Annotated in this window: 29 protein-coding genes; 8 read left to right on the top strand and 21 right to left on the bottom strand. The window is 37.9% G+C overall.

Going from position 1 to position 20,789, the window contains the following annotated elements; translation table 11 throughout:
• Positions 1 to 39: 39 nt before the first annotated feature.
• The 5 genes from FIU87_RS08655 to FIU87_RS08635 all read right to left on the bottom strand — a co-directional run bounded on the left by FIU87_RS08655 (position 40) and on the right by FIU87_RS08635 (position 4,681).
• Positions 40 to 429 carry a DUF3397 domain-containing protein gene (locus tag FIU87_RS08655; protein ID WP_152444220.1) on the bottom strand — a complete coding sequence of 130 codons (390 nt, stop codon included), beginning with the start codon at positions 427 to 429 and terminating at the stop codon, positions 40 to 42.
• 55 nt (positions 430 to 484) lie between these two features.
• Complete coding sequence (locus FIU87_RS08650; protein WP_152444219.1) at positions 485 to 1,402, bottom strand: 2-dehydropantoate 2-reductase; 918 nt, start codon at positions 1,400 to 1,402, stop codon at positions 485 to 487.
• A 105-nt stretch (positions 1,403 to 1,507) separates the two neighbouring features.
• Complete coding sequence (locus tag FIU87_RS08645) at positions 1,508 to 3,052, bottom strand: acyl-CoA carboxylase subunit beta (RefSeq protein WP_152444218.1); 1,545 nt, start codon at positions 3,050 to 3,052, stop codon at positions 1,508 to 1,510.
• Between the two features lie 39 nt (positions 3,053 to 3,091).
• Positions 3,092 to 3,304 carry an acetyl-CoA carboxylase biotin carboxyl carrier protein subunit gene (locus FIU87_RS08640; protein ID WP_152444217.1) on the bottom strand — a complete coding sequence of 71 codons (213 nt, stop codon included), beginning with the start codon at positions 3,302 to 3,304 and terminating at the stop codon, positions 3,092 to 3,094.
• Between the two features lie 33 nt (positions 3,305 to 3,337).
• On the bottom strand, positions 3,338 to 4,681 hold the full coding sequence (locus tag FIU87_RS08635; RefSeq protein ID WP_152444216.1) for an acetyl-CoA carboxylase biotin carboxylase subunit: 1,344 nt from the start codon (positions 4,679 to 4,681) through the stop codon (positions 3,338 to 3,340).
• Between the two features lie 221 nt (positions 4,682 to 4,902).
• On the opposite strand from FIU87_RS08635, the gene FIU87_RS08630 reads away from it, so the two are divergent.
• The gene (locus FIU87_RS08630) at positions 4,903 to 5,406 is read left to right on the top strand and encodes an N-acetyltransferase (protein ID WP_152444215.1); all 504 of its coding nucleotides are present in this window, start codon (positions 4,903 to 4,905) and stop codon (positions 5,404 to 5,406) included.
• 231 nt (positions 5,407 to 5,637) lie between these two features.
• Here FIU87_RS08630 and FIU87_RS08625 read toward each other — a convergent pair whose 3' ends face one another.
• From FIU87_RS08625 to FIU87_RS08605, 5 genes are all read right to left on the bottom strand, one after another.
• Complete coding sequence (locus tag FIU87_RS08625; protein WP_152444214.1) at positions 5,638 to 6,039, bottom strand: thiol-disulfide oxidoreductase DCC family protein; 402 nt, start codon at positions 6,037 to 6,039, stop codon at positions 5,638 to 5,640.
• Between the two features lie 104 nt (positions 6,040 to 6,143).
• Positions 6,144 to 6,761: an RsfA family transcriptional regulator gene (locus FIU87_RS08620; protein ID WP_152444213.1), complete on the bottom strand. Its 618-nt coding sequence runs from the start codon at positions 6,759 to 6,761 to the stop codon at positions 6,144 to 6,146.
• Positions 6,762 to 6,852: 91 nt separating this feature from the next.
• The gene (locus FIU87_RS08615) at positions 6,853 to 7,614 is read right to left on the bottom strand and encodes an enoyl-CoA hydratase/isomerase family protein (RefSeq protein ID WP_152444212.1); all 762 of its coding nucleotides are present in this window, start codon (positions 7,612 to 7,614) and stop codon (positions 6,853 to 6,855) included.
• A gap of 76 nt (positions 7,615 to 7,690) precedes the next feature.
• A complete protein-coding gene (gene rpmF, locus FIU87_RS08610) occupies positions 7,691 to 7,864 on the bottom strand; it encodes a 50S ribosomal protein L32 (protein WP_152444211.1) in 174 nt (57 codons plus the stop codon).
• Between the two features lie 32 nt (positions 7,865 to 7,896).
• Positions 7,897 to 8,412: a YceD family protein gene (locus FIU87_RS08605; protein WP_152444210.1), complete on the bottom strand. Its 516-nt coding sequence runs from the start codon at positions 8,410 to 8,412 to the stop codon at positions 7,897 to 7,899.
• Positions 8,413 to 8,584: 172 nt separating this feature from the next.
• Between FIU87_RS08605 and FIU87_RS08600 the strand changes: the two genes are divergently transcribed.
• The gene (locus FIU87_RS08600) at positions 8,585 to 9,829 is read left to right on the top strand and encodes a nucleotidyltransferase (RefSeq protein ID WP_152444209.1); all 1,245 of its coding nucleotides are present in this window, start codon (positions 8,585 to 8,587) and stop codon (positions 9,827 to 9,829) included.
• Between the two features lie 63 nt (positions 9,830 to 9,892).
• On the opposite strand, the gene FIU87_RS08595 is transcribed toward FIU87_RS08600, so the two are convergent.
• Both FIU87_RS08595 and FIU87_RS08590 read right to left on the bottom strand, forming a co-directional pair.
• Positions 9,893 to 10,912 carry a SepM family pheromone-processing serine protease gene (locus FIU87_RS08595; protein WP_152444208.1) on the bottom strand — a complete coding sequence of 340 codons (1,020 nt, stop codon included), beginning with the start codon at positions 10,910 to 10,912 and terminating at the stop codon, positions 9,893 to 9,895.
• Positions 10,902 to 11,699, bottom strand: a complete 798-nt coding sequence (locus FIU87_RS08590) for a patatin-like phospholipase family protein (RefSeq protein ID WP_152444207.1) — start codon at positions 11,697 to 11,699, stop codon at positions 10,902 to 10,904. Before FIU87_RS08590 ends, FIU87_RS08595 begins: the two co-directional genes overlap by 11 nt.
• Positions 11,700 to 12,005: 306 nt before the next feature.
• On the opposite strand from FIU87_RS08590, the gene ylbJ reads away from it, so the two are divergent.
• On the top strand, positions 12,006 to 13,223 hold the full coding sequence (gene ylbJ / locus FIU87_RS08585; RefSeq protein WP_152444206.1) for a sporulation integral membrane protein YlbJ: 1,218 nt from the start codon (positions 12,006 to 12,008) through the stop codon (positions 13,221 to 13,223).
• Positions 13,224 to 13,256: 33 nt separating this feature from the next.
• Here ylbJ and coaD read toward each other — a convergent pair whose 3' ends face one another.
• Complete coding sequence (coaD, locus tag FIU87_RS08580) at positions 13,257 to 13,742, bottom strand: pantetheine-phosphate adenylyltransferase (protein ID WP_152444205.1); 486 nt, start codon at positions 13,740 to 13,742, stop codon at positions 13,257 to 13,259.
• 2 nt (positions 13,743 to 13,744) lie between these two features.
• Positions 13,745 to 14,314, bottom strand: a complete 570-nt coding sequence (gene rsmD / locus FIU87_RS08575) for a 16S rRNA (guanine(966)-N(2))-methyltransferase RsmD (RefSeq protein WP_152444204.1) — start codon at positions 14,312 to 14,314, stop codon at positions 13,745 to 13,747.
• 367 nt (positions 14,315 to 14,681) lie between these two features.
• Here rsmD and FIU87_RS08570 point away from each other — a divergent pair, with 367 nt between their 5' ends.
• A complete protein-coding gene (locus FIU87_RS08570) occupies positions 14,682 to 15,071 on the top strand; it encodes a DUF7147 family protein (protein ID WP_152444203.1) in 390 nt (129 codons plus the stop codon).
• 51 nt (positions 15,072 to 15,122) lie between these two features.
• Here the strand turns inward: FIU87_RS08570 and FIU87_RS08565 are convergent, their stop codons facing one another.
• Positions 15,123 to 15,398, bottom strand: coding sequence for a YlbG family protein (locus FIU87_RS08565; protein WP_152444202.1), 276 nt, complete (start codon positions 15,396 to 15,398; stop codon positions 15,123 to 15,125).
• Between the two features lie 105 nt (positions 15,399 to 15,503).
• Between FIU87_RS08565 and FIU87_RS08560 the strand changes: the two genes are divergently transcribed.
• Entirely contained in the window at positions 15,504 to 15,836 is a 333-nt protein-coding gene (locus FIU87_RS08560; protein ID WP_152444201.1) for a hypothetical protein, read from the top strand.
• Positions 15,837 to 15,893: 57 nt separating this feature from the next.
• On the opposite strand, the gene FIU87_RS08555 is transcribed toward FIU87_RS08560, so the two are convergent.
• From FIU87_RS08555 to ylbD, 4 genes are all read right to left on the bottom strand, one after another.
• Entirely contained in the window at positions 15,894 to 16,343 is a 450-nt protein-coding gene (locus tag FIU87_RS08555; protein ID WP_152444200.1) for a YlbF/YmcA family competence regulator, read from the bottom strand.
• Positions 16,344 to 16,399: 56 nt separating this feature from the next.
• Positions 16,400 to 16,825: a hypothetical protein gene (locus tag FIU87_RS08550; RefSeq protein WP_216647565.1), complete on the bottom strand. Its 426-nt coding sequence runs from the start codon at positions 16,823 to 16,825 to the stop codon at positions 16,400 to 16,402.
• A 65-nt stretch (positions 16,826 to 16,890) separates the two neighbouring features.
• Positions 16,891 to 17,130: a YlbE-like family protein gene (locus tag FIU87_RS08545; protein ID WP_152444198.1), complete on the bottom strand. Its 240-nt coding sequence runs from the start codon at positions 17,128 to 17,130 to the stop codon at positions 16,891 to 16,893.
• 15 nt (positions 17,131 to 17,145) lie between these two features.
• Positions 17,146 to 17,544: a YlbD family protein gene (gene ylbD / locus FIU87_RS08540; RefSeq protein ID WP_152444197.1), complete on the bottom strand. Its 399-nt coding sequence runs from the start codon at positions 17,542 to 17,544 to the stop codon at positions 17,146 to 17,148.
• 139 nt (positions 17,545 to 17,683) lie between these two features.
• On the opposite strand from ylbD, the gene FIU87_RS08535 reads away from it, so the two are divergent.
• Positions 17,684 to 18,169, top strand: a complete 486-nt coding sequence (locus FIU87_RS08535; protein WP_152444196.1) for a PaaI family thioesterase — start codon at positions 17,684 to 17,686, stop codon at positions 18,167 to 18,169.
• A gap of 15 nt (positions 18,170 to 18,184) precedes the next feature.
• The gene (locus FIU87_RS08530) at positions 18,185 to 18,547 is read left to right on the top strand and encodes a hypothetical protein (RefSeq protein WP_152444195.1); all 363 of its coding nucleotides are present in this window, start codon (positions 18,185 to 18,187) and stop codon (positions 18,545 to 18,547) included.
• A gap of 23 nt (positions 18,548 to 18,570) precedes the next feature.
• Here FIU87_RS08530 and FIU87_RS08525 read toward each other — a convergent pair whose 3' ends face one another.
• Complete coding sequence (locus FIU87_RS08525) at positions 18,571 to 19,611, bottom strand: CAP domain-containing protein (protein ID WP_152444194.1); 1,041 nt, start codon at positions 19,609 to 19,611, stop codon at positions 18,571 to 18,573.
• 151 nt (positions 19,612 to 19,762) lie between these two features.
• Positions 19,763 to 20,176 (bottom strand): CBS domain-containing protein, encoded by a 414-nt coding sequence (locus FIU87_RS08520; RefSeq protein WP_152444193.1) that lies wholly within the window; start codon positions 20,174 to 20,176, stop codon positions 19,763 to 19,765.
• 234 nt (positions 20,177 to 20,410) lie between these two features.
• Here FIU87_RS08520 and FIU87_RS08515 point away from each other — a divergent pair, with 234 nt between their 5' ends.
• On the top strand, positions 20,411 to 20,767 hold the full coding sequence (locus tag FIU87_RS08515; RefSeq protein ID WP_152444192.1) for a YugN family protein: 357 nt from the start codon (positions 20,411 to 20,413) through the stop codon (positions 20,765 to 20,767).
• Positions 20,768 to 20,789 lie beyond the last annotated feature (22 nt).

The following is a 20,789-nucleotide window of genomic DNA, read 5'->3' as shown; positions in this document are numbered from 1 at the left end:
GAGTATAGCACTGATTGTTATACATTCAAAAAATATTGCTTACACAAAAGAGTGATATACTCTTTGGAGAATACCGAAGACGGAAAGGAGAGAATAAACGACGAAAAACATAAGAAAATTTAGTCTCCAAAATCCCTTTATCACTCTTTTCAACTCTATTTCTTGTTTGACGATATAATTGGCAAGCACCACAAGGAATGCGCTGAACAAAAGGATAATCATGACCACCCAAAGCATGGTTTGATTCCAAATAATCACCAATAAAAAATGAACGGCCAAAATAAAAAAGAAAGTAGTCCCATCGATTGCTAGGTGAAAGGCCTTTTTATTATTTTTTGTGATAAATTTAGCAAGAGTATAAAAAAGGAACAATGCAATTATTGGGATGGTTACAAATGTAGCCACTAAGCCTACTACCAATTCCGACATAAAAAACAACCTCGTTTCATATAAGTTCACAAGCTGATGAAACTGTACCGGATGATTAGATGCCGCTTGTCTGTTTCCATTCCATAGCTTTAATGCTTTGATACATACATTCTGTAATAGGGAGCGCTTTTCCTTGTTTTTTTCCTAAATTTAAAATGTAGCCTAAAATGGCATCAACTTCTGTTTTTCTTCCTTCCCTTATATCTCTTTCCATTGACGAGAAATTAGAGGAAGTTGTTTGGCAAATCTTTTTCACATGCTCCCACTTTTCCTCTCTTTTATCTGGAGAGATTAAAAAGTCCACTTCCTTATACAGCAATTTCATCAAGCTATATAAATGAGGATTTTGTAACAGTTCACCATTTTTCACATGGTGGATGGCAGTGATTGGGTTAATGAGTGCATTTACCATTAATTTTGACATCAACATATCATGATAGTCTCTTTCAAATACAAGAGGAAAGACATCTCCCAGTAGCTGCTGCCAAATATTTAAGAAAGGGATATTTTCTATGTTTACACTCGAATGAAAAGCAGCAATCTTAGTTTGACCTACTCCTGTCCATTCATATGCTGCATCACTTCGTTTTTTTGCCCCGTGCTCCACGACCCCTAGCAATACTTCTTTCTGTTTGAAATCTTCCAAATGCCCTAGATGCGACATTCCGTTTTGTAAAAATAGAACCGTTTTGTCTATTGCCTGATTCTTAATCTTCTCCATTAGCTTCGGAAGGGAATATTGTTTAACAGCAACAAGAATAATCTCCTCACAAAAGACTGTATCTTCCTCCATCAAAGCTACTTTTACATCCCGTTTGCAAGCTTTTCCTTCTTTATATTGTGTGATTCCTTCCTCTCTAATTCTTGCAAGCTGCTCGTCTCTTCTAACATATAAAGTGACGTGAAACTCTTTGCGAAGATGATAAGAGAATAAAAGCCCTATTGCACCTCCGCCAATAATGGCAATCCTCATACAAACTCCTTCTTATTACCTATTTGTTGTTATTGTACCAATTAATCCTTCTATATAAAACACGATTAAAAAAGTTCAAGCCCGTAATTGGGCCTGAACTAATGGTTAAACCGGGTAAACAGGGTGCTTGCGTTGCGAGAAAGTCATCTGCTTGCTGGAATAGTAATGGAATCGATTGATTAAGACATCTCTCAGGTCCTTCGCCTGCACGATATCATCAACAATCATTTCTGAAGCAAGCTTGTAAATATCGATATGTTCTTTATATTCTTGATGCTTTTGCTGAACATAAGCGATTCTTTCCTTTGGATCTTCAATTTCATTAATCTTATTAGAATACACTGCATTCACTGCTGCTTCAGGTCCCATTACCGCAATCTGCGCTGTTGGTAAGGCAATACAACAATCTGGCTCAAATGCAGGGCCTGCCATCGCATAAAGACCTGCTCCATAAGCTTTCCTAACTACCACTGAGATTTTTGGAACAGTAGCAGAGCTCATGGCAGCGATTAACTTTGCTCCATGACGAATAATTCCTGCTCGTTCTACCTTGGTACCAATCATAAAGCCTGGAACATCCGCTAAAAATAGTAGAGGTATATGGTAAGCATCACAAAGCTGAATAAACTTAGCACCTTTGTCAGCTGAATCTACAAATAGCACGCCACCTTTTACTTTAGGCTGGTTTGCAATAATACCTACAACTTTGCCATCTATTCTGGCTAGGCCAGTAATCAATTCTGGGGCAAATAGCTTTTTAATTTCAAAGAAGCTATTGGCATCAATCAACTGATCAATTGCTTCGTACATATCAAAGGGAGCGTTCTGATTAACGGGAATAATATCCGTTAGAGAACGTCCTTCTTTTGGCGCAACAGGCTCCACTTCTTTAGAAACTTCTTGGTAACTTGCAGGGAAATAGCTTAGGTAGTTGCGCGCATGAGAAATAGCTTCTTCTTCCGTAGCTGCAAGCACGTCCCCACATCCACTTACAGAGCAGTGCATTCTCGCTCCACCCATTTCTTCCAATGTCACTTTTTCCCCAATAACTTTTTCAGCCATTCTTGGTGAGCCAAGATACATGGAAGCATTGCCATCTACCATGACAACAATGTCACAGAAAGCTGGAATGTAAGCACCACCAGCAGCTGATGGACCAAAAAGCAAGCAAATTTGCGGTACCATTCCGGAAAGCTTTACTTGATTATAAAAGATTTTTCCTGCACCACGGCGGTTTGGAAACATATCCAATTGGTCTGTGATTCTTGCACCCGCAGAATCCACAAGATACAAAATAGGAACCTTCAGCTTCTCCGCTGTTTCTTGTATTCTGATTATTTTTTCTACCGTCCGCGCTCCCCATGAACCAGCTTTAATAGTAGAATCATTAGCCATCACACAAACCGTTTGTCCATTCACTTTCCCTATGGCACAGACGACTCCATCTGCTGGTAACCCTTGTGCTTTATTGTTCGCAAAAAGGCCGTCCTCTTCATACTGGCCGTTATCAAATAATAGGGCAAGACGATCACGGACAAATAGCTTGTTTTGTTCCCTTAACTTGGCATGGTATTTTTCACTTCCGCCACTTTTAATCGTATCAACTGTTTCCTGAAACTCCTTTTCAAGCTCATTTGCAGTTTTTATCATAAGTATCCTCCGTTTCTCCCATCCTTGTTGTCAGAGCTGTTATTCTAGTTCCAATAAAATGTCTCCGTCATTAACGAAGTCGCCCTCTGCGATATTAATGGCAGCAACAGTACCATCCATCATCACTTCAACAGGTATTTCCATTTTCATAGATTCTAAAATAATGACCGTTTGACCAGCTTTTACTTCCTCCCCAGCTTGAACTAGTACCTTCCAAACTGTACCTGCCATCGATGCTTCTATTTTTTTCATTTCATTTTCCTCCTGAGATCATGTTGTATTTTTTTAGTTTGTTATAGGTTTTAATTCTTGAATAAATCCAGTATGATAGTCTCCTGATTGGAAGCTTTTTTCCTGTATGGCTCGAATTAAAAATGGAAGGTTTGTTTTAATGCCCTCTACTTTAGCCTGTTGAAGGTATTCTAGTGATTTCAGAATCGCTGCTTCCCTCGTCTCGCCACTAACGATAATTTTCGCAATCATCGGATCATAAAATGGCGTGACTTTCAGGTCTGGTCCATAACCACTATCAATTCGTACTCCATCCCTTTCAGGTAAATGCCAGGTGGTAATCAGTCCTGGAGATGGAAAAAATTTCACTGGATCTTCCGCATAAAGTCTAAATTCAATAGCATGGCCTTTACTGGAGATTTCCTCTTGCATAAGTGGTAATCTCTCACCACTTGCAACAAGAAGTTGCCATTCTACTAAATCTAGACCTGTGATAGCCTCTGTAATCGGGTGTTCTACCTGAAGTCTGGTGTTCATCTCTAGAAAATAAAAATTCTCTTTTTCATCCATAATGAACTCCACCGTACCTGCATTTTTGTAGTGTACCTGTTTACCAGCCTTCACTGCAGCCTCGCAAATTTTCGCTCTTGTTTCCTCGCTTAAATTTGGACTTTGGGCTTCCTCAATTACTTTTTGATTTCGTCTTTGTACAGAACAATTACGCTCGAACATATGTACAATGTTTCCGTGTGCATCACCAAAAATTTGCACTTCAATGTGCCTGCCGTTACCAACATATTTTTCAATAAACATATCTTCATTGTTAAAATAAGCCTTGGCACGTTTTTTTGTTTGTTCAAATGTATTTTCAATATCTTGCTTATTCTCACAACGGTGCATGCCAATTCCCCCACCACCGCCGCTTGCCTTTAACATAACAGGGAAACCAATCTCCTCAGCAAGTTCTAACGCTTCCTCTAGTGTGGCAACTGGTTCATTAGAACCTGGCACAACTGGTACACTTGCCTCAATCATGGCTCTTCGAGAGGAAAGCTTATCCCCCATCAAACGAATAACCTCTACATCAGGGCCGATAAAACGTAACCCAGCTTTTTTTAGCGCCTCTGAAAAATCTCCATTTTCCGATAGAAAGCCGTATCCTGGATGTACACCATCAACTTTTTCCTCCATCGCAATCTCTAAGATTTTTTCGACGTTAAGGTAGGATTGCTGTGGTGGCGCTTGTCCAATATGTCGGGCAATAGTAGCCTGCTGAACATATGGCATATCCTTATCTGCGTCGGAATATATTGCAACAGTTTCTATATTAAGACGGTTGCAAGTCCGGATAATTCGTTCTGCTATTTCTCCTCGATTCGCTATCAATATCCTTTTCATGTAACAATCCCCTTTCCCTCTGAACGTTTGCAGTATTCCTCCTCAAACTATTATTTCTACATAATTCTTTTAATTCCTGCTACATTTGCAAACGCTTTCTAAAATTATTGCAGAATTTTTTGTTATTTTGTTATATAATTAATATAAAAATAAACCATTTTACTTAATAAGTATAGTGGTAAGCGCTTTATTTAAAGAAGGATTTTGAAGGGGGAAGAAGTATGTCAGTAAAGAAACTATCCATTAACTATAAAACATTAGAAGAATTTAAGCAGTTTAGAGAATATGGCATCCAAGAGCTATCCATGCTAGAAGATCTTCAAGGAAACATTATCGACAATGACAGCGAATCTCCATTTTATGGTATCTATTACGGAGAGAAGCTTGTTGCAAGAATGAGCCTTTACAAAATTTCAAAAGAACTAGATCAATATTTTGAACCGCGTCAGGACTATTTAGAGCTTTGGAAGCTAGAAGTTCTTCCAAACTATCAAAGAAAAGGCTTTGGGAAGGAACTAGTAGAATTTGCCAAGGGCTATGGTTTGCCGATAAAAACAAATCCACGAATCAAGTCTCAGGATTTCTGGAATAAAATGGGCTTTACTGCCGTTCATTACGATGTACAGCGTGACCTTGGGGAAAATCCATTAGTTTGGTATCCAAAAGGCGTCACCGCTCAGGACAGACCTCAAGCTTCATTATCATTAGATGATTTAGATAATTAATTAGCAAAATGCTATCACCACTACTGTGATAGCATTTTTTCATAAAGCTCTTTTCTAAAAGATTGTTGCAAAAAACCTAAGAAAAAGTCGGCATTAAGACTTTTTCTATTCATTATTTGAAGAAAAGTTGCCACATATTTTAGCTTCCTCCACGAAAAGAGCACGACAGCAACATTGATAACAAGATGCTTATCTATACGCAGGTGCAACAATATTTACGAAAACAGTCTTTCATAAAAATCGGTTCTTTAGCTCTGGGCTTGGAAGCATGCAGGATTCACTTTTTCCAAACCACTTGTATCTGTTGTTTGCTATAAAAGAATACACCATGTCTCTAAGAGGTTTTGGAATAAGAATGAGTGGAAACAAAAACTTCCATGGCAGGTTTAATGCCTTGGCAACATAAAGAGCGGCTGATGATTTATCGTAGATTTTATCTCCTTGCACGAGGAAAAAGCTATTAAACTCTTCATTTGCATTGAATTTGTTTCTTAGAAGCTTTTTTCCAGCTTCTGATTGCAGGGATGCAAATTTAAAGACTTCATTTTTATCTCTTTTAATTACAAACGTCACTGCCGAATTGCAGAGATTGCAAACACCATCAAATAAGATGATTTGCTCACTATTTACCAAAACCTTTCCCTCCCAAAACTCTTCTGTCAGTCCCCATTATACTCCTATGAAACTCATAAAGAAAACCACCCTTTTGAAAAAGAAGTGGTTTACTGTTTTACCTTTTATTTTTCAACTCTTTCTAAATTACCGTTTCGGTCCATTTGAAATTTCACTTTTTTGTTTTTATCTTCATCTTGTAAAACCACCATTTTTCGAGCACGTTCCATAATTTCAATCAGGGCACGATAATCCTCTTCTACAAGATTCATCGATGATTCTAATGCAAGCTTTGCTTCTGCTAGCAGCTTCACATCATCTTCAAGCTCATTTATTTTTTTTCGGAGACTGATGTTTTCTTCTTTCATTTTTGTGTACTCATTTTCGAGCTGCTCCAAATGATTTAAATAGCTAATCACTGCTGATATGGTAAGATTGTCAGTTGGGTATAGCTTATTATTGATGGCTCTATAGGGATCCTCAACAGGGTGCTGTTGTTGCATAGCCTGTTCCTTTTTTAATTCTTTTCGCTGTTTCTTAGCAAGTTCTATACCAGCAGCATATTGCTTTCTCACATAAGAATTCCATCTAAATCCACAGGCAGCAGATGTTCTTGATAGCTTTTTTCCTACTTCCTCAAATGCTGTCAACTGTGTACCGCCTTCTCTAATATATCGTAAGACCACTTCCGCCAACAACAAGTCTTCATCTTGTGTCCAGGCATCTTGACGTACTGTAGACATGACTCTATCCCCCCACTCACTTTTTACCCTATACATATGCATGTAGTAGGAAAGATAGACTAATCATGTATTTAAAATAGAGGGGGTATCATTATCTTTTTTTTGCTTCTAAAAACATTTTTACTGCCTCGTGGTGCTCCTCGCTCTCCCAAAGGATTGCACACTGCTCTATTTCTGCTAGCATCCGCTCTTTCAAGTTGGATTGCTCCCATTTTCTTATAAAGGCTTTTTTATAGCTTCTAATAACAGGAGATGCAACATTTATCACTTTTTTCCATTCATCCAGTTCGTCTTCTAACACAATTCGTTGAATGAATCCAAGCTCTTTTGCTTCAGAAGCGGAATAAATCTTTGCAGATATTAGCATCTTCAAGGCATTGGCATGAGATAATTTTTCCATTAACATGCTTGCGCCACCCCAGCCTGTTGTAATTCCTAATTTCCCTTGCACAAACCCCATTTTACTTGAAGAAAAAGCCCATCTCTCATCACAAGCAGCAGCTATCTCACAGCCTCCTCCTATTGCGGTACCGTTGATTATCGCAATGGTAGGAACAGGTAGCGTCATAAGAGAATATAGAATTCTCCCCATTTTCTCAAGCATTCCTAAGGCTTCTTCTTTTGAGTATAATGCATGAAAAATGGAAAGGTCTCCCCCTGAACAGAAGGATTGATTTCCCTTCCCTGTGATCACAAAAGCACGAACGCTACTTTGTTCTTTCACTACAGTTAACGCATGTTCAAGCTCGTTCATGACATCAAAATCGATAGCGTTGCGTTTATCAGGACGGTTTATTTTAAACCAGTATAGTTGATTTTCATCTATGTATTGCTCGACTTTGGAACTCCCCATCTCCCTTTCCCCCTAAATAATCTTTTGAAAAAAACTTATATAAAAAAACACAAGGCGAGGGCCTTGTGTTTCTTTATTATTTATTTACTACTTCTTTTCCTTTGTAAGTACCGCATGCTGGGCATACACGGTGTGATAATTTCTGTTCACCGCAGCTTGGGCATTCTACCATACCAGGAACTTGTAGTTTAAAGTGTGTACGACGTTTTCTTTTTGCAGTTTTAGACGTTCTTCTAAAAGGTACAGCCATTCTTCCCACCTCCTTAAAAAAGAGTGAATTATCTACTCTTTGTCTTTCTCAAAAAACTTAGCCAAGCCTGCTAGGCGAGGATCCACTTTTTCTTTGGTTTCCTCTTCTGTGACAACTTCCCAGTCTTTTCCTGATTGTGGAGCTGCTTTCTCTTGATCAGGAGCTTCACTGAATACTTGCATTGGCACTTCAAGAATGATTGCTTCCCGAATGACAGGCATCAAATCTACTTGATCGCCTTCTACCAAATGAAGTTCTTCGTCTTCACTTTCATATTCGCCAGGCTGGAAAAGAAAAGTTTCAGTTGTTTTTATTGTAAAAGGATAGTCCACATCAACTAAAGTACGTGAACAAGGTAAAACCATCCTACCTTCCACAGTTAAGTGAAATGTAGCTTTTTTTGAACTTAAATCAGCTCTTCCAGTTACATGAACAGCATCAACAGAACGAATGTCGCTGTGTGCTGTAATATCACTTACATCAACTGTTTCGTCGATGTGTAACCCTTTATGCTGAAGCTGATTTAACTGAAATATTGTCCATTTCAACAAGATATTCACCTCAAGGCAACAAAAGTAATTATAGCTTTCAGAAGTTTATTTGTCAATGTTTTTTCTTTACACTATAATTATAGACATAATAACGTATTTCGAACAAAAAACCAATAAAAAATAGAAATTAATTATCTTTGCTTTTAAAGCTGAAATGAGTGGGTGAACGATGAAATCTTTAGGTGTAATTGTCGAGTATAATCCTTTTCATAACGGTCATTTATTTCATTTGACCCAATCGAAGGAAGCAGCACGTGCTGATGTAGTCATTGCTGTCATGAGTGGTCAATTCCTACAAAGAGGAGAACCTGCCCTTGTTTCTAAGTGGACTAGAACAAAGATGGCGCTTGCGAGTGGAGTGGACGTCGTTGTAGAACTACCCTACGCCTTTGCTACTCAAAAGGCAGAGGTATTTGCTAGTGGTTCTATTTCCATATTGTCTGCATTAAAATGTGATACCGTTTGCTTTGGCAGTGAACAAGGTAAAATAGAGGACTTCTATCGTACGTTACATATTATGGAGGAACATAAGGACAGCTATGACAGAAATGTTCAAAGATACATGAAGGAAGGATATAGCTTTCCAAAAGCATCTTCTCTTGCATTTATTCAGTTAACGGAAGATAAAGAGCATATTTTGGACCTAACTAAACCTAACAACATCCTAGGTTATCACTACATAAAAGCAATCATGGAACAGAATAGCTCGCTAAAAGGGTTAACAATTGAAAGGACCGCTGCTGGTTATCATGACCCTACTTTTAATGAAACCTCTATTGCAAGTGCAACTAGCATTCGAAAGCACATTTTTGGTAACAATGGAGATTTTGAGAAGGTACAGCGCTTTGTTCCTCCAAAAACCTATGAACTCTTATCTCTTTATTACAAGCAGACCGGAAGTTTTCATAGGTGGGAAGATTACTTCACTCTATTGAAATATCGCATTCTTTGTAGTACATCATCAGAGCTTGCAGAAATCTATGAAGTGGAAGAAGGCCTTGAGAATCGATTACAGCAAACGATAAAAGAAAGTCACTCTTTTCATGAATTTATGACAAGATTAAAAACAAAACGTTATACTTGGACAAGACTTCAAAGAGTTTGTACGCATATTTTAACAAACACCAAAAAGGAAGTTATGCTAGCTGTTTCTGCCAAAAAGCAGAGTGAATACATTCGTCTGTTAGGAATGAGCCAAAAAGGACGGGCATACTTAAGCAAGGTGAAAAAAGATTTGGACATCCCTTTAGTTGCAAAAGTTTCAGGTATTAATAGCACTATGCTTGAGATGGATGTTCGAGCAACACAAACGTATGCGATGAAATTTGATGAGCCCTCAAGAAGTCATTGGATGCAACAGGAATTCTCACGTCCCCCCATCCGTTATCATGAAGAGGAAGAAACATTTGATTAATCCTGATAGAAAAAGGCTGCTCAGATTAACCATCTAGAGCAGCCTTTTCTTATATAGATTTTCTTATTTAGGGTCTAATGCTTCTAAGTACGCAATTGCTTCATCGAATGTATCGACGGGAACAATCTTCATATCTGTGTTAATATCCTTTGCAGCTTTCATTGCTTCTTGATAATTGGAGCCTTCGCGACCATTTTCATTTGGAGCAAAGAAGATTTCCACTCCGGAATTATCGGCTGCAACGATTTTTTGTGCAATACCACCGATCCGTTGAACCTTCCCATTTTCATTCATAGCACCTGTCCCTGCAATTTCGTACCCTTTTGCAATATCTTCTTTTACAAGCTGGTTATAAATTTCCAAAGAGAACATTAATCCTGCTGATGGTCCGCCAATTTGAGAAGTATTGATTGAAATGTCAGGGTCCATTTCAATCGTATAATCTGTCATCAAGCTTATACCGATTCCTGGCCTATTAGGATCTTCAGGATGCTCTCCTAATGTAATCATTGCTGATTCTTGACGATCATCACGGTCAAAAATCAGTTCTATTTTATCACCAATCTTTTTTGAATTAACTTTATCGATTAATGCTTCAGCAGTGGTTGTATCTTCCCCATCTACTTTGGTGATACGGTCTCCTATCTTTAGCTTGCCTTCTGCTGCAAGCCCTTCCTTAACACTAAACACGTAGACGCCTTTCGTGATTAAATCGACCTTTTTCCCAGCCTTTTCATATGCAACTTTTATCGCTGTCTCCTTAGAGCTTTCCATCATATGTAATTGGCGGTAGGAATACTCTTCATCTGTTTCATCTTCACTACGTATTTGATTAATCGGAAAAATCGTTTGGTAATCGCTGACCTTCGCTAAGGCGTATGTAAATATATTGGCTTTTCCCATTTTCACGGTCGTCAGCATAAACTTTCCTTTATTTTCATAGCCGCCTTCCACTTCGACAAGTGGAGCTAAAACCTGAGCATCCCCTGGTCTTGTAACATAATAAGGTAGGGTGACAAAATTTAATACAATTGCGAGAATAACCCCTAACATTAATGACCTTTTAAACCATTTACTTTTCATGTTGCTGTTTCTCCTTCCACTCCTCCATAGACTTTCTAATATAAGGGATTTGTAACCTTGTTGCTTCCTCCCCAATCCTGATTATCTCTTCGATATTCGTAAATGCCCTGGAGCTATAATGGGCAACTGGTGGCCTAATCATGATGTCGGCCTCCAGTTCACTTCTTTTTACCAGTTCATTTTGCATGATATCTATGGTCTGAAGGATAACATCGAAAATAGAATCCACAGGCTCGTTTGTTTTTACTTGAGACACGTCAATGGCAATGACAATATCAGCTCCCATGTCTCTGGCAACACTTACAGGTACACGGTCAACTACGCCACCATCGACAAGTAGCCTGCCATCTAGCTTTTCAGGAACGAAAATTCCGGGAATAGAAATACTTGCTCTCACAGCGTCAGAAATGGGTCCCTTTTGGAGTACGACCTTTTCTGCTTTTTCAAGGTCAGTTGTAACAATGGACATTGGTATCGTTAACTCTTCAATATTTTTGTTTTGGGTAAACATCCTGATTAATTCCTTTACCCTATTGCCACTAACGAACCCCATTTTAGGAACGGTGAAATCCAAGTAATATTTCCGCTTAAATGCGGTGGCAATTTTATACAGACGATCCATATCATGACCCATTGCATAAATACTGCCAACTAAAGCCCCCATGCTGCTTCCTGCTATTAAATTGACAGGAATCTTTTCTTCCTGAAGTACTTTCAATGCACCAAGATGTGCAAATCCTCTTGCTCCGCCTGAGCCCAAAGCTATTCCAATTTTAGGATCCCTCAAGATATCACCCCAAGCTGTTTACAGCTACCTCTAGCCATACACCAGTCAAAATTAGTCAACTATTATTTACTGTATTTCCCGTCTCTTATATCATACGCTTCTCCTTTTACTAAGTGAACAAACTGACACATTCTTTACGTATTTTATGTTCTAAAAGAATACCCTTTCTACGTATGATTGAAAAGAACATAAACTCTTGTCCTCCATTGGACAAACCTTTACTTACAGGTAATTAATACTATTCTAACAAAAACCTGTTCATTCTTGTACAAAAAAGAAAGCCACGTATATAAGGAGGTAGCAAGATTGAATAAATCCAAGCTAAAAACTTCCATACTTGCACTTATTATTTTCCTCCTTAGCACATCTCTTATACTAAATCCTAAGGCATCATTTGAGGCGAGTGTGAGAGGATTAACGATGTGGTGGGAGATTGTGTTTCCTTCTCTTCTTCCCTTTTTAATATTAAGTGAGCTGTTAATAGGATTTGGTGTAGTAGCATTTATCGGTGTGTTGTTAGAGCCCTTTATGCGACCATTATTCCGCGTTCCTGGTGTAGGTGGATTTGTGTTAGCAATGGGAATGGCATCTGGGTATCCAACGGGTGCGAAATTGACGGTGCGTTTAAGAGAGGAAAATCAAATCACAAAACTAGAGGGCGAACGGCTCGTCTCCTTTACAAACTCCTCGAATCCTTTGTTTATTTTTGGTGCGATAGCTGTTGGTTTTTTTCACAACCCCAAAATTGGAATCATTCTTGCAGCCTCTCATTATATAGGAAATGTGTGTGTAGGCCTTGTTATGAGATTTTATGGACCCTACTATGAAAACTCACGTCATTCCTCTGTCCCACCTCAAAGAAGGATTCCTTTTATTCGAGCATTTTCTGAAATGCATAAGACGAGAATTGCCAATAACAAGCCGCTAGGAAAGTTGTTGGGAGACGCTGTCCTGTCCTCGGTTCATACACTTTTAATGGTTGGTGGCTTTTTAATTTTATTTTCAGTCTTAAACAGTATGCTAGCAATCGTATCTATTACCACTTTATTAGCAGCAATTATTAGTATCGTACTGGGATTGTTTGATATTTCAAAAGACCTAAGCTATCCTCTGATTTCTGGACTTTTTGAAATAACGTTAGGAGGGAAGCTTACAAGCGAAGTGAAAGATGTCGGTTTATTGGAGAAAGTAATAGTCACGAGTTTTTTCTTAGCTTTCAGCGGATTATCTGTTCAAGCACAAGTAGCCAGCATTCTCTCTGAAACAGATATACGATTTAAGCCGTTTTTTATCGCAAGAATCTTGCATGCCTTTTTTGCAGCTCTTCTTACTTTTGTCCTATGGAAGCCTCTTAGTAAAAGGCTTGGAGGGTTTGAAGCCTCGACAGGAGATGTGCCTGTTTTTTCTCCCATTATCGCAGATGGCTATTGGGAAAACATCATGACTAATTTACAACAGGTTGGACCTGTTTTTACTTTAGTCATGTTATGGATTTACATTTTTCTTTTGATGCGTAGAGCATAGGCCAGCACAACCAATTTGTGCTGGCCTAAAAAATTATCCTTGCTGGAATTTATGGCGAAGTGCTTCTTCAACAACTGGCGGAACAAGTTCTGATACTGATCCGTTATATTTGGCAACTTCTTTTACAATACTCGAGCTTAAAAATGAATATTGGTTATTTGTCATCATAAATAATGTTTCGATACTTTCATCTAACACTCTATTCATAGATGTGATTTGCATTTCATATTCAAAATCAGAAACCGCCCGCAGTCCTCTCACAATTGATCTAGCTCTTTTACTATGTGCATAGTCAATGAGGAGGCCATGGAACTCCTCTACTTCTACATTTCCAAACTCTTTTGTGACTTTTTGGATGAGTTCTACTCTTTCCTCCACAGTAAAGAGAGGTTTTTTGGAGGAATTATTTAATACACAAACATACACCTTATCAAACACTTTGGAAGCTCTTTTAATAATATCTAAATGTCCAAATGTAACCGGGTCAAAGCTTCCCGGACATACAGCAACACTAGCCATGGTTATTCCCCCTTATTCTCCGATCCGTAGCGGTAAACGGAAATGACAGTTAGTCCATAGTTTTCCTGTCTTACTCTTGTAAGCTCATCCATATTATCTTGCAAAACCACTTCATTGCTATGTTCTGCCATGATAATCCCCGATGGAGCTAAAAGCTTACAATCATGAATGATATGTAGTAACTCTTCTAAGTGATGCTTTTTATAGGGTGGATCCAATAAGATTAAATCAAATTGAATGTCACGTTTCTTTAACGCATTTAATGCTCGTTTCGCATCATTACGGTAAATTTCAACCTGATTCTCCATTTCAAAGCTCGCAACATTTTGCTTTATGGTCTGAATTGCTTTTCCATCTTTATCTACAAAAATAACCTTTTCTATTCCTCGGCTAACTGCTTCAATCCCAAGTGATCCGCTTCCTCCAAATAAATCAAGTGCCACACCACCATCAAAGTAGGGCCCAATAATATTAAACACCGCCTCTTTAACTTTATCCGTTGTAGGTCTTGTGTTCATTCCTGGAACCGCTTTCAGCTGTCTGCCTTTCCATTTCCCTGAAACTACTCTCATATGCTCACCTTACTTTTTTTCACTAAATTGCTAACCATCATTATCCTACCATATTAGACTTTGAATTCAAATGAATTTCCGATGTCTATACATGTTTTTAAAATCGTGTATAGCTTTTAGCGTTTTCGTTCATACTATTGTTTAACAACATCCTTTGTGTGATGTTGTTGCCAACCGCGGAGAAGACTTACGTTTCCCCATAAGTTCTTCCTCCGGTTTCTCCTCTCCCTTTGCCTTCTTAACCTTGATTAACTTCAAGGGATAGAAGGACCCTGCTTGGATATCCAGGCAGGGTTTTTTTTGTCGTGATAGCATGGTAAAGTTATGAATGAGGAAACACTGGTTTTTTATGAGAGGAGAAGTAGAAATGATACAACGTTTTATCGAACTTGGAGAAGGGTATTCAGATATTTACGAGCTGATGGAGCTTGCTAAAAGCAATAGTGATAGATTACAGCATATGATGATGTTACATACAGAAAAAAACGATCGTAAGCTATCATCTTTTGTAGTGGTAATGAAACCAACAAATCCTGGTGATTTTCAAGCACTTTATATCAGTTTAGAAGGAATTCCAAACTACCATCATCAAAGCAATAAACGTGCCGAGCTTTTCTTAAATTTAGCGGAAACACTAAACAAACAGGTTATTCAATTTGATGTAAAGCCATCTAGTACCTTTGTAGAAAAAGAGTTGTTCTTCCAATATCTCATTGGAATTCTTCGATTAAATCATTATATTCCTGCCCTGAAATAAGCAGAAAAAAGCAGTACAAATCAAACGTTACTTTGCTTGTACTGCTTTTTTTTATAGACCCATTTTGTAATCGTATTCTTTTGCTTTATCTGGTCGCGAATTTTCATAATGAGTTTTAATGGCATGCTTTGGAGAAACATCGACCTTTTTTACATAGGATTGTTTGTTCAGCTTTTCTACCAGCATCTCTACGTCATCACGATTACAATAGAAAAGCACATATTTTAACTTTTTGGATATATAAATAACGTTCCCGTAACGTCTTAAAAGCTTCGCCTGTTTCAATGAATGAAGCCAGACAACGATACCTTGTCTTTGTGATAACATACCTTTACCCCTTTATGTATCCCTTATTTATCTTTATCTAGTTTAGCATGAATGGAAAAATTATGACAAGTTAAAGAAAATATTTTATTGAGAGGGTGAGTGTGAATGGAGCTAGATGCGATTTGGAATTCTTTTTTAGAAGAGCTTCAAAAAAATGAACTAGTGCAGAATTGTTATCGAAAAAATGTTACCGGCATTCCCTTTCTCTATGTAACGGTTATGGAGGAACATAACGAAATCTGGGAAGAAAAGGGCCGCTCCTTTATACATGTCTGTGCAAAGAAAGCCATGTTTAAAAAGAAAGTAACGGCAGAAACGCATTTTTTCAGAAAACATCATTCTTTGTTTGTGTATCGTCATCGTTTTTTTGTACCTCAAGAAAAGATGTTTTGCTGTGGAAACCTTTGTGAAGACTGTATTCGTCTTAGAAAAACCTAACCTTAAAAAATCTCAAAAAAAAAGAAGCTGCAGCAAAGCACAGCTTCGTCATCACCCTTATCCAGCTTTACAGCCACATCCGCCGCCAGAGCCACATCCGCCACCACAGCTTGAGAGAGAATCAAAAAATGGATTTCCTGTTGGTACCTTTACATTTTCTGATACTGCCTTTCCAAGCATCACACTCACCTCATCGAGAAGCTTTTGAATATTGTTTTCCGCTTCCTTAAAGGCGTGAATGGTTTCATGAAGATCTAACTTGCGCTTAAGTTCCCGAGTCTCAAGTGTGACCTTGCGATAATCAGGATGATACTTTCCAAAACGTTGAACTTCTTCATATTTCTCTTTTATAGAATCAAATGAACGAATAAGCGCTTGAGCTTCTTCGTCATTTTGTAATTTATTTAATGAACGATGATAATCATCCGCAAGCTCTGATTGCCAGATCATCTTCGCCAATTCTTCTGCTCTTTCTGCCATCATAATGTGTTCAAGTGTAGCAAACATGGAATACACCTCCAATACAATCATACCATGATTTTCTAAAGATGTGTAATCCCCGCTCACTTTATCGTGATATTTATCGTTTCAGAAAGACCATATTCACTCTGATCATTATGTAGGAGCTTGATCGTTAATGGATGGTTACCCTTTTCCAAGTTTCTAAGAACGAATGCTCCTTTCGTATATGTTCCCATTTCTTTTTGGTTAGAATATACTTTAATCTTGCCTTCTCCGAAATGATTTTCTTCTTTATCACTAGTAAAATGAAAATCAGGGGTAACGATGCACTCAATATAAACATCATTTCCTTTAATAAAATGATGTACCACCATATCCATTTGTTCTTTCTTCTCTGTTGGTACGTGTGAAACCACCTTCATGACATTAACTCCTGCATCAACTGTAGATTCAGGTTTTTCGGGTTTATCTTTACACCCCACCAAAAGGAGAAATAAACATAAAAAGCTTATCCAACATTTTTTCATAAACAAACTCCTTTCTCAGCTAACCATTTTTCCTTAGTGTGAGAAAGGAGGACCTTTTCTATTCTTTAATCCATGTTCTTCATTGTTTGAAACATATGAACCATCATCGTTGCCATTTGGACTGAATTTTGAAACCTTTCCACTTTATGAGGAATTGTCTGTTTATAATAGTGCAAGGAAGACAGCTCAAAGTCCTCTAGTTTATCGGGATTACGTGTGAGTGTACGATACCAGCCAGGCTGCTCTCTCAAATAGCTTTTTAGGCTTTTCTTCTTCTGAATATATTCATATACGTCTTTACGCATCTATCTCACCCATTCTTAGTCTTTTCGGAAGGAAAACGGATTTTTGATGCCTGTAGAAGTGGAGGAACCACCTTTTGTTGAGTTGGGGAGAAATTGTTGAATTAGATCCTGAATATTCCCGATGGCATTGTTCATATTTGAAAGATGATATTGAACTTGGTTGACGTCCATTTTTTTTAAGGCTTGCATTACCTGAGGAATAACATCAGTTAAGGATTTTTCTTCCTTCTCAAGCTTTGCCTCTTCATTTCGAAAACTTTTCCAGCTTTCATCCTCTTCCCCAAGCAGGTACCATTCTTCAAACAGCTCTTGCCATGTTTTCTTTTTGCTTTTCACTTCCTCCGAAAGCTTTGGATGCCTTTTTACAAAATCCTTAAACTTTGCAATGCTTGGATGTTCCTCTTTCGTTGCCATTCTCTCACCTCACTCCTGTATAAATGCCTATAATATCTTATTGAAAAAAATGAAAAGCGTTCGCCTATTTTACTTTCCTTTTTCATCCTTACATTGTTAAGATGAAAATAGACTTTTTTGAAAGAAGGAAGGATAAATTATGAGCATTATTCAACAATGGACTGACTTTTTAAAAGATGCATCTGATGAAGAACAAGAAGCTGCTTCCTTATATTTAGAAAGCATGAAACGATTAAAAGAGGGAAAAAATGGCACTCCTATTGGTGCCTTAATGGGCATTAAAAGCACTTTCGAAGAGCCTGCAACGCTAACAATGGAGATACCAAACTCTCCGTTGCTGCAAAACTCCCTAGATATTTTGCACGGGGGATTGACAGCCACACTTCTTGATTCTGCGATGGGGACACTTGCCTTCAAAATAATCCCTGAGAACTGTGCAGCTGTCACGACAGAAATGAAGGTAAACTTTGTTGCCAAAGGTGTAGGTAATTCATTTAAATGTATTTCAAATGTCATACATCAGGGCTCAAAGATTCTTGTCATGGAAGGTAAAGTTTATCGTGAGGACGGAACATTAATTGCTCACAGTACAGGCAGCTTTTTCATCATCCCAAAAACCAAATAAAAAAGGGGTGTTTTGTTGGTTACCGCAATTGTCATTCCTGCTTTGATCCTATATTTTTATTTGGTGACAAAAAAGGAAAAAACAAAGCAAAGAGAACGCTGGGAGAAACTGAGCGAAATTCCCTTGGAAGCAAGTGTGGAGGGAGAGATCTTGGATTGTTTCACTGAGAAGAAACGATTTTATCATGAGTATTATTCCTTAGATACAACAATGAGAATCAAAGAAGGCAATAGCCTTATAAAAGCTCTTATCCGTCAGCAACTTAAGCCGGACACCACTCCATATTCCTTTTCAAAAGGGCAGACTGTACAATTACTTGGAAAATGGGAGGGCACCACTTTTCATATAGGAAAAATCATTCAAAAAAGACAGACATGAAACCCCATGTCTGTCTTTTTTAACTACCATTTTTCTATAAAATTTTGAGTATAATACTTTTCACTTACTCCGACCCCTAAATGCGTAAATCTTTTATTTAATAAAGTATTACGATGTCCTTCACTGTTAAGCCAACCTTCCACTGCGGCCATTCCATCTACATATTTAGCAGCGATGTTTTCTCCAGCTAAACGAAATGGAATCTCTCCTTCTGAAAGTCTATCAGAAAGACTACCCTTTGTAGGAGATGTGTGTGAAAAATAGTTTGTTTCACGCATGTCTTTACTATGAAAATATGCAACTTGTGAAGTTTCTTCGTCCCATTCCACATTATTTAGATCAAAGCGAAGGCGAATGATATTCGTGAAATCCATAATTTGCCTCGCATTTCCTTCTTCGACTTTTTTCCATTCTGCTGCTGTCAATTCCTGCGCTTCTAATAAAGGCCCCCTATACACCATTTCATAAGGACGTTGTTTAATAATGGTTTCTGAATCAATATAGCGTACACTTGATAATTTTTGAGTGAATTCATCAAAATAGAGCTGTACATAGAAATCCTTCACCTTTATCAATGGCCTAGTGGAGCGTTCGTTTTCTTTTAGTTTAAATTGGTAAGAACCTTCTTCATGTTCTACAGTCACACTCTCTTGAAAATCCATACTCTTATTCAAGTTTCCATAGCTCTCTCCAATAGGAAACTCTTGTTGAAAATTCTCTATTCCTGTATGAAAAATGGTAACCACTTTTTGATTCTTGACACCAAATTGTATGTAATTATCTAAATCCGAATTATACACCCACCACTCATAATCATAGGAGGAAAGGTCTTTTCTATTTGGTGGTCCAAACACTTCCTCTAACTTCTTTATGTCTTGTCCCATATAATTAGATAATCCTTCAATACTAGAATCTGTTTCTAATTCTGATGGGGTGTAGGTTTTCTCTTCTGTTCTATCTGCAATTCCTTGCTCTTTTATAAGACTTTCAATCTGATGAGGTTCGATGTTAACGAATAAATACAGGCAAAAAGCAATGAAAAGTAAAAATATAAGTCCTCTCATTCTATTTTCTCCTCCTCTTTTCCATTATATTTGCTGAATGGAAAAGCATTCTATTAAATTTATTCTATGTATACCCTTTTACAGAGAAATGAATACTCAAAAAAAAAAGGACTTTCACCAATGTTAATGGCTAAGTCCTATCTTTTTTTAATTAATGTTCAGAGATTTCACTTAGAGCATCTCCAGCTTGATCATCAGAATAGTTGTGAATGGCCAAATCTCCTAATGAAACAATGCCTATAAGATGTCCATTTTCTACGACCGGTAGCCTTCTTATTTGGTGTTCTGACATAAGCTCTGAAGCTTCAGCAAGTGATTCCTCAGGGGAAATGGTAATCAGGTGGTCGCTCATTACATTTGTCACTTGATTGGACCCCGGATGCTTTTCTGCTATACCTCTGACGACTAAGTCTCGATCGGTTATCATACCTAGAAGCTTTCCATTCTCCACGATAGGAATGGCTCCAACATCTAGGTCACGCATTTTCGATGCTACCTCGTAAACATTATCAAGAGGTGTGCAGCAATCCACATCTGTTGTCATGATATCTCTTACCTTTTTCATGTTTATTCCTCCATTTTATCGCATAGGTTTGTGTCTAAAAGAAGAGGATAGTAATAATCCATTCCACCATTTAGGATGACCATTTTCTACAAAATCATGACTTTTTCTGAAAAAACATTTCGTTGAAGAGAACTGTTGTCCTATTCTTTGTTGAAAGTTGTTCGCTTTCGTACTATTATTAACTAGGAGCATACTTTCTTACATATTAAGCGACACAAAAAGGAGTGCACATACATGAAAATTGAAAACACAGGTTTAGAAAATGAAAAAGTGGAATTATCACGCTGTACGGATATTATGGAAGACCTTGGTTTTGATCTTGCTGGTCAATGGGACTATGAACGCGTAACGTTTGATCGCAAGTTTGAGACGAAAGAGGGAGTATTTTATCTACGTGTGCAAGGATATGCTGTAGAAGGTGATATCGGAGGATCTCATGCAGTAATTAATTTTCTTACACCACTATTAGGGAAACACTATTATCCTCATGGAGTAGAATATGGGGAAGGCGAAACATTTCCCGCAAATGTTGTTTCCACATCTAAATCACTGCTGAAACAAGCAAAAGAGCGCATGGACGCAATAAAATAATGAAGTAATGGGTGAATTGCAA

This window comes from Bacillus sp. THAF10 (genome assembly GCF_009363695.1).
GTDB lineage: Bacteria > Bacillota > Bacilli > Bacillales > Bacillaceae_I > Sutcliffiella_A.
This window is presented reverse-complemented; position numbering and strand designations above follow the sequence as displayed.

Bases quoted from the DNA above. Each gene is read 5' to 3' on its own strand.
- rpmF (WP_152444211.1), bottom strand. From the start codon at position 7,864: ATGGCTGTACCTTTTAGAAGAACGTCTAAAACTGCAAAAAGAAAACGT.
- FIU87_RS08635 (WP_152444216.1), bottom strand. From the start codon at position 4,681: ATGAAAAGGATATTGATAGCGAATCGAGGAGAAATAGCAGAACGAATT.
- FIU87_RS08560 (WP_152444201.1), top strand. From the start codon at position 15,504: ATGGAGCTAGATGCGATTTGGAATTCTTTTTTAGAAGAGCTTCAAAAA.
- FIU87_RS08650 (WP_152444219.1), bottom strand. From the start codon at position 1,402: ATGAGGATTGCCATTATTGGCGGAGGTGCAATAGGGCTTTTATTCTCT.
- ylbD (WP_152444197.1), bottom strand. From the start codon at position 17,544: ATGGCAACGAAAGAGGAACATCCAAGCATTGCAAAGTTTAAGGATTTT.
- FIU87_RS08520 (WP_152444193.1), bottom strand. From the start codon at position 20,176: ATGAAAAAGGTAAGAGATATCATGACAACAGATGTGGATTGCTGCACA.
- coaD (WP_152444205.1), bottom strand. From the start codon at position 13,742: ATGGCTAGTGTTGCTGTATGTCCGGGAAGCTTTGACCCGGTTACATTT.
- FIU87_RS08545 (WP_152444198.1), bottom strand. From the start codon at position 17,130: ATGCGTAAAGACGTATATGAATATATTCAGAAGAAGAAAAGCCTAAAA.
- rsmD (WP_152444204.1), bottom strand. From the start codon at position 14,314: ATGAGAGTAGTTTCAGGGAAATGGAAAGGCAGACAGCTGAAAGCGGTT.
- FIU87_RS08640 (WP_152444217.1), bottom strand. From the start codon at position 3,304: ATGAAAAAAATAGAAGCATCGATGGCAGGTACAGTTTGGAAGGTACTA.
- FIU87_RS08565 (WP_152444202.1), bottom strand. From the start codon at position 15,398: ATGTTATCACAAAGACAAGGTATCGTTGTCTGGCTTCATTCATTGAAA.
- FIU87_RS08595 (WP_152444208.1), bottom strand. From the start codon at position 10,912: ATGAAAAGTAAATGGTTTAAAAGGTCATTAATGTTAGGGGTTATTCTC.
- FIU87_RS08600 (WP_152444209.1), top strand. From the start codon at position 8,585: ATGAAATCTTTAGGTGTAATTGTCGAGTATAATCCTTTTCATAACGGT.
- FIU87_RS08655 (WP_152444220.1), bottom strand. From the start codon at position 429: ATGTCGGAATTGGTAGTAGGCTTAGTGGCTACATTTGTAACCATCCCA.
- FIU87_RS08630 (WP_152444215.1), top strand. From the start codon at position 4,903: ATGTCAGTAAAGAAACTATCCATTAACTATAAAACATTAGAAGAATTT.
- FIU87_RS08535 (WP_152444196.1), top strand. From the start codon at position 17,684: ATGAGCATTATTCAACAATGGACTGACTTTTTAAAAGATGCATCTGAT.
- FIU87_RS08620 (WP_152444213.1), bottom strand. From the start codon at position 6,761: ATGTCTACAGTACGTCAAGATGCCTGGACACAAGATGAAGACTTGTTG.
- FIU87_RS08570 (WP_152444203.1), top strand. From the start codon at position 14,682: ATGATACAACGTTTTATCGAACTTGGAGAAGGGTATTCAGATATTTAC.
- FIU87_RS08555 (WP_152444200.1), bottom strand. From the start codon at position 16,343: ATGTTTGCTACACTTGAACACATTATGATGGCAGAAAGAGCAGAAGAA.
- FIU87_RS08615 (WP_152444212.1), bottom strand. From the start codon at position 7,614: ATGGGGAGTTCCAAAGTCGAGCAATACATAGATGAAAATCAACTATAC.
- FIU87_RS08645 (WP_152444218.1), bottom strand. From the start codon at position 3,052: ATGATAAAAACTGCAAATGAGCTTGAAAAGGAGTTTCAGGAAACAGTT.
- FIU87_RS08550 (WP_216647565.1), bottom strand. From the start codon at position 16,825: ATGAAAAAATGTTGGATAAGCTTTTTATGTTTATTTCTCCTTTTGGTG.
- FIU87_RS08515 (WP_152444192.1), top strand. From the start codon at position 20,411: ATGAAAATTGAAAACACAGGTTTAGAAAATGAAAAAGTGGAATTATCA.
- FIU87_RS08525 (WP_152444194.1), bottom strand. From the start codon at position 19,611: ATGAGAGGACTTATATTTTTACTTTTCATTGCTTTTTGCCTGTATTTA.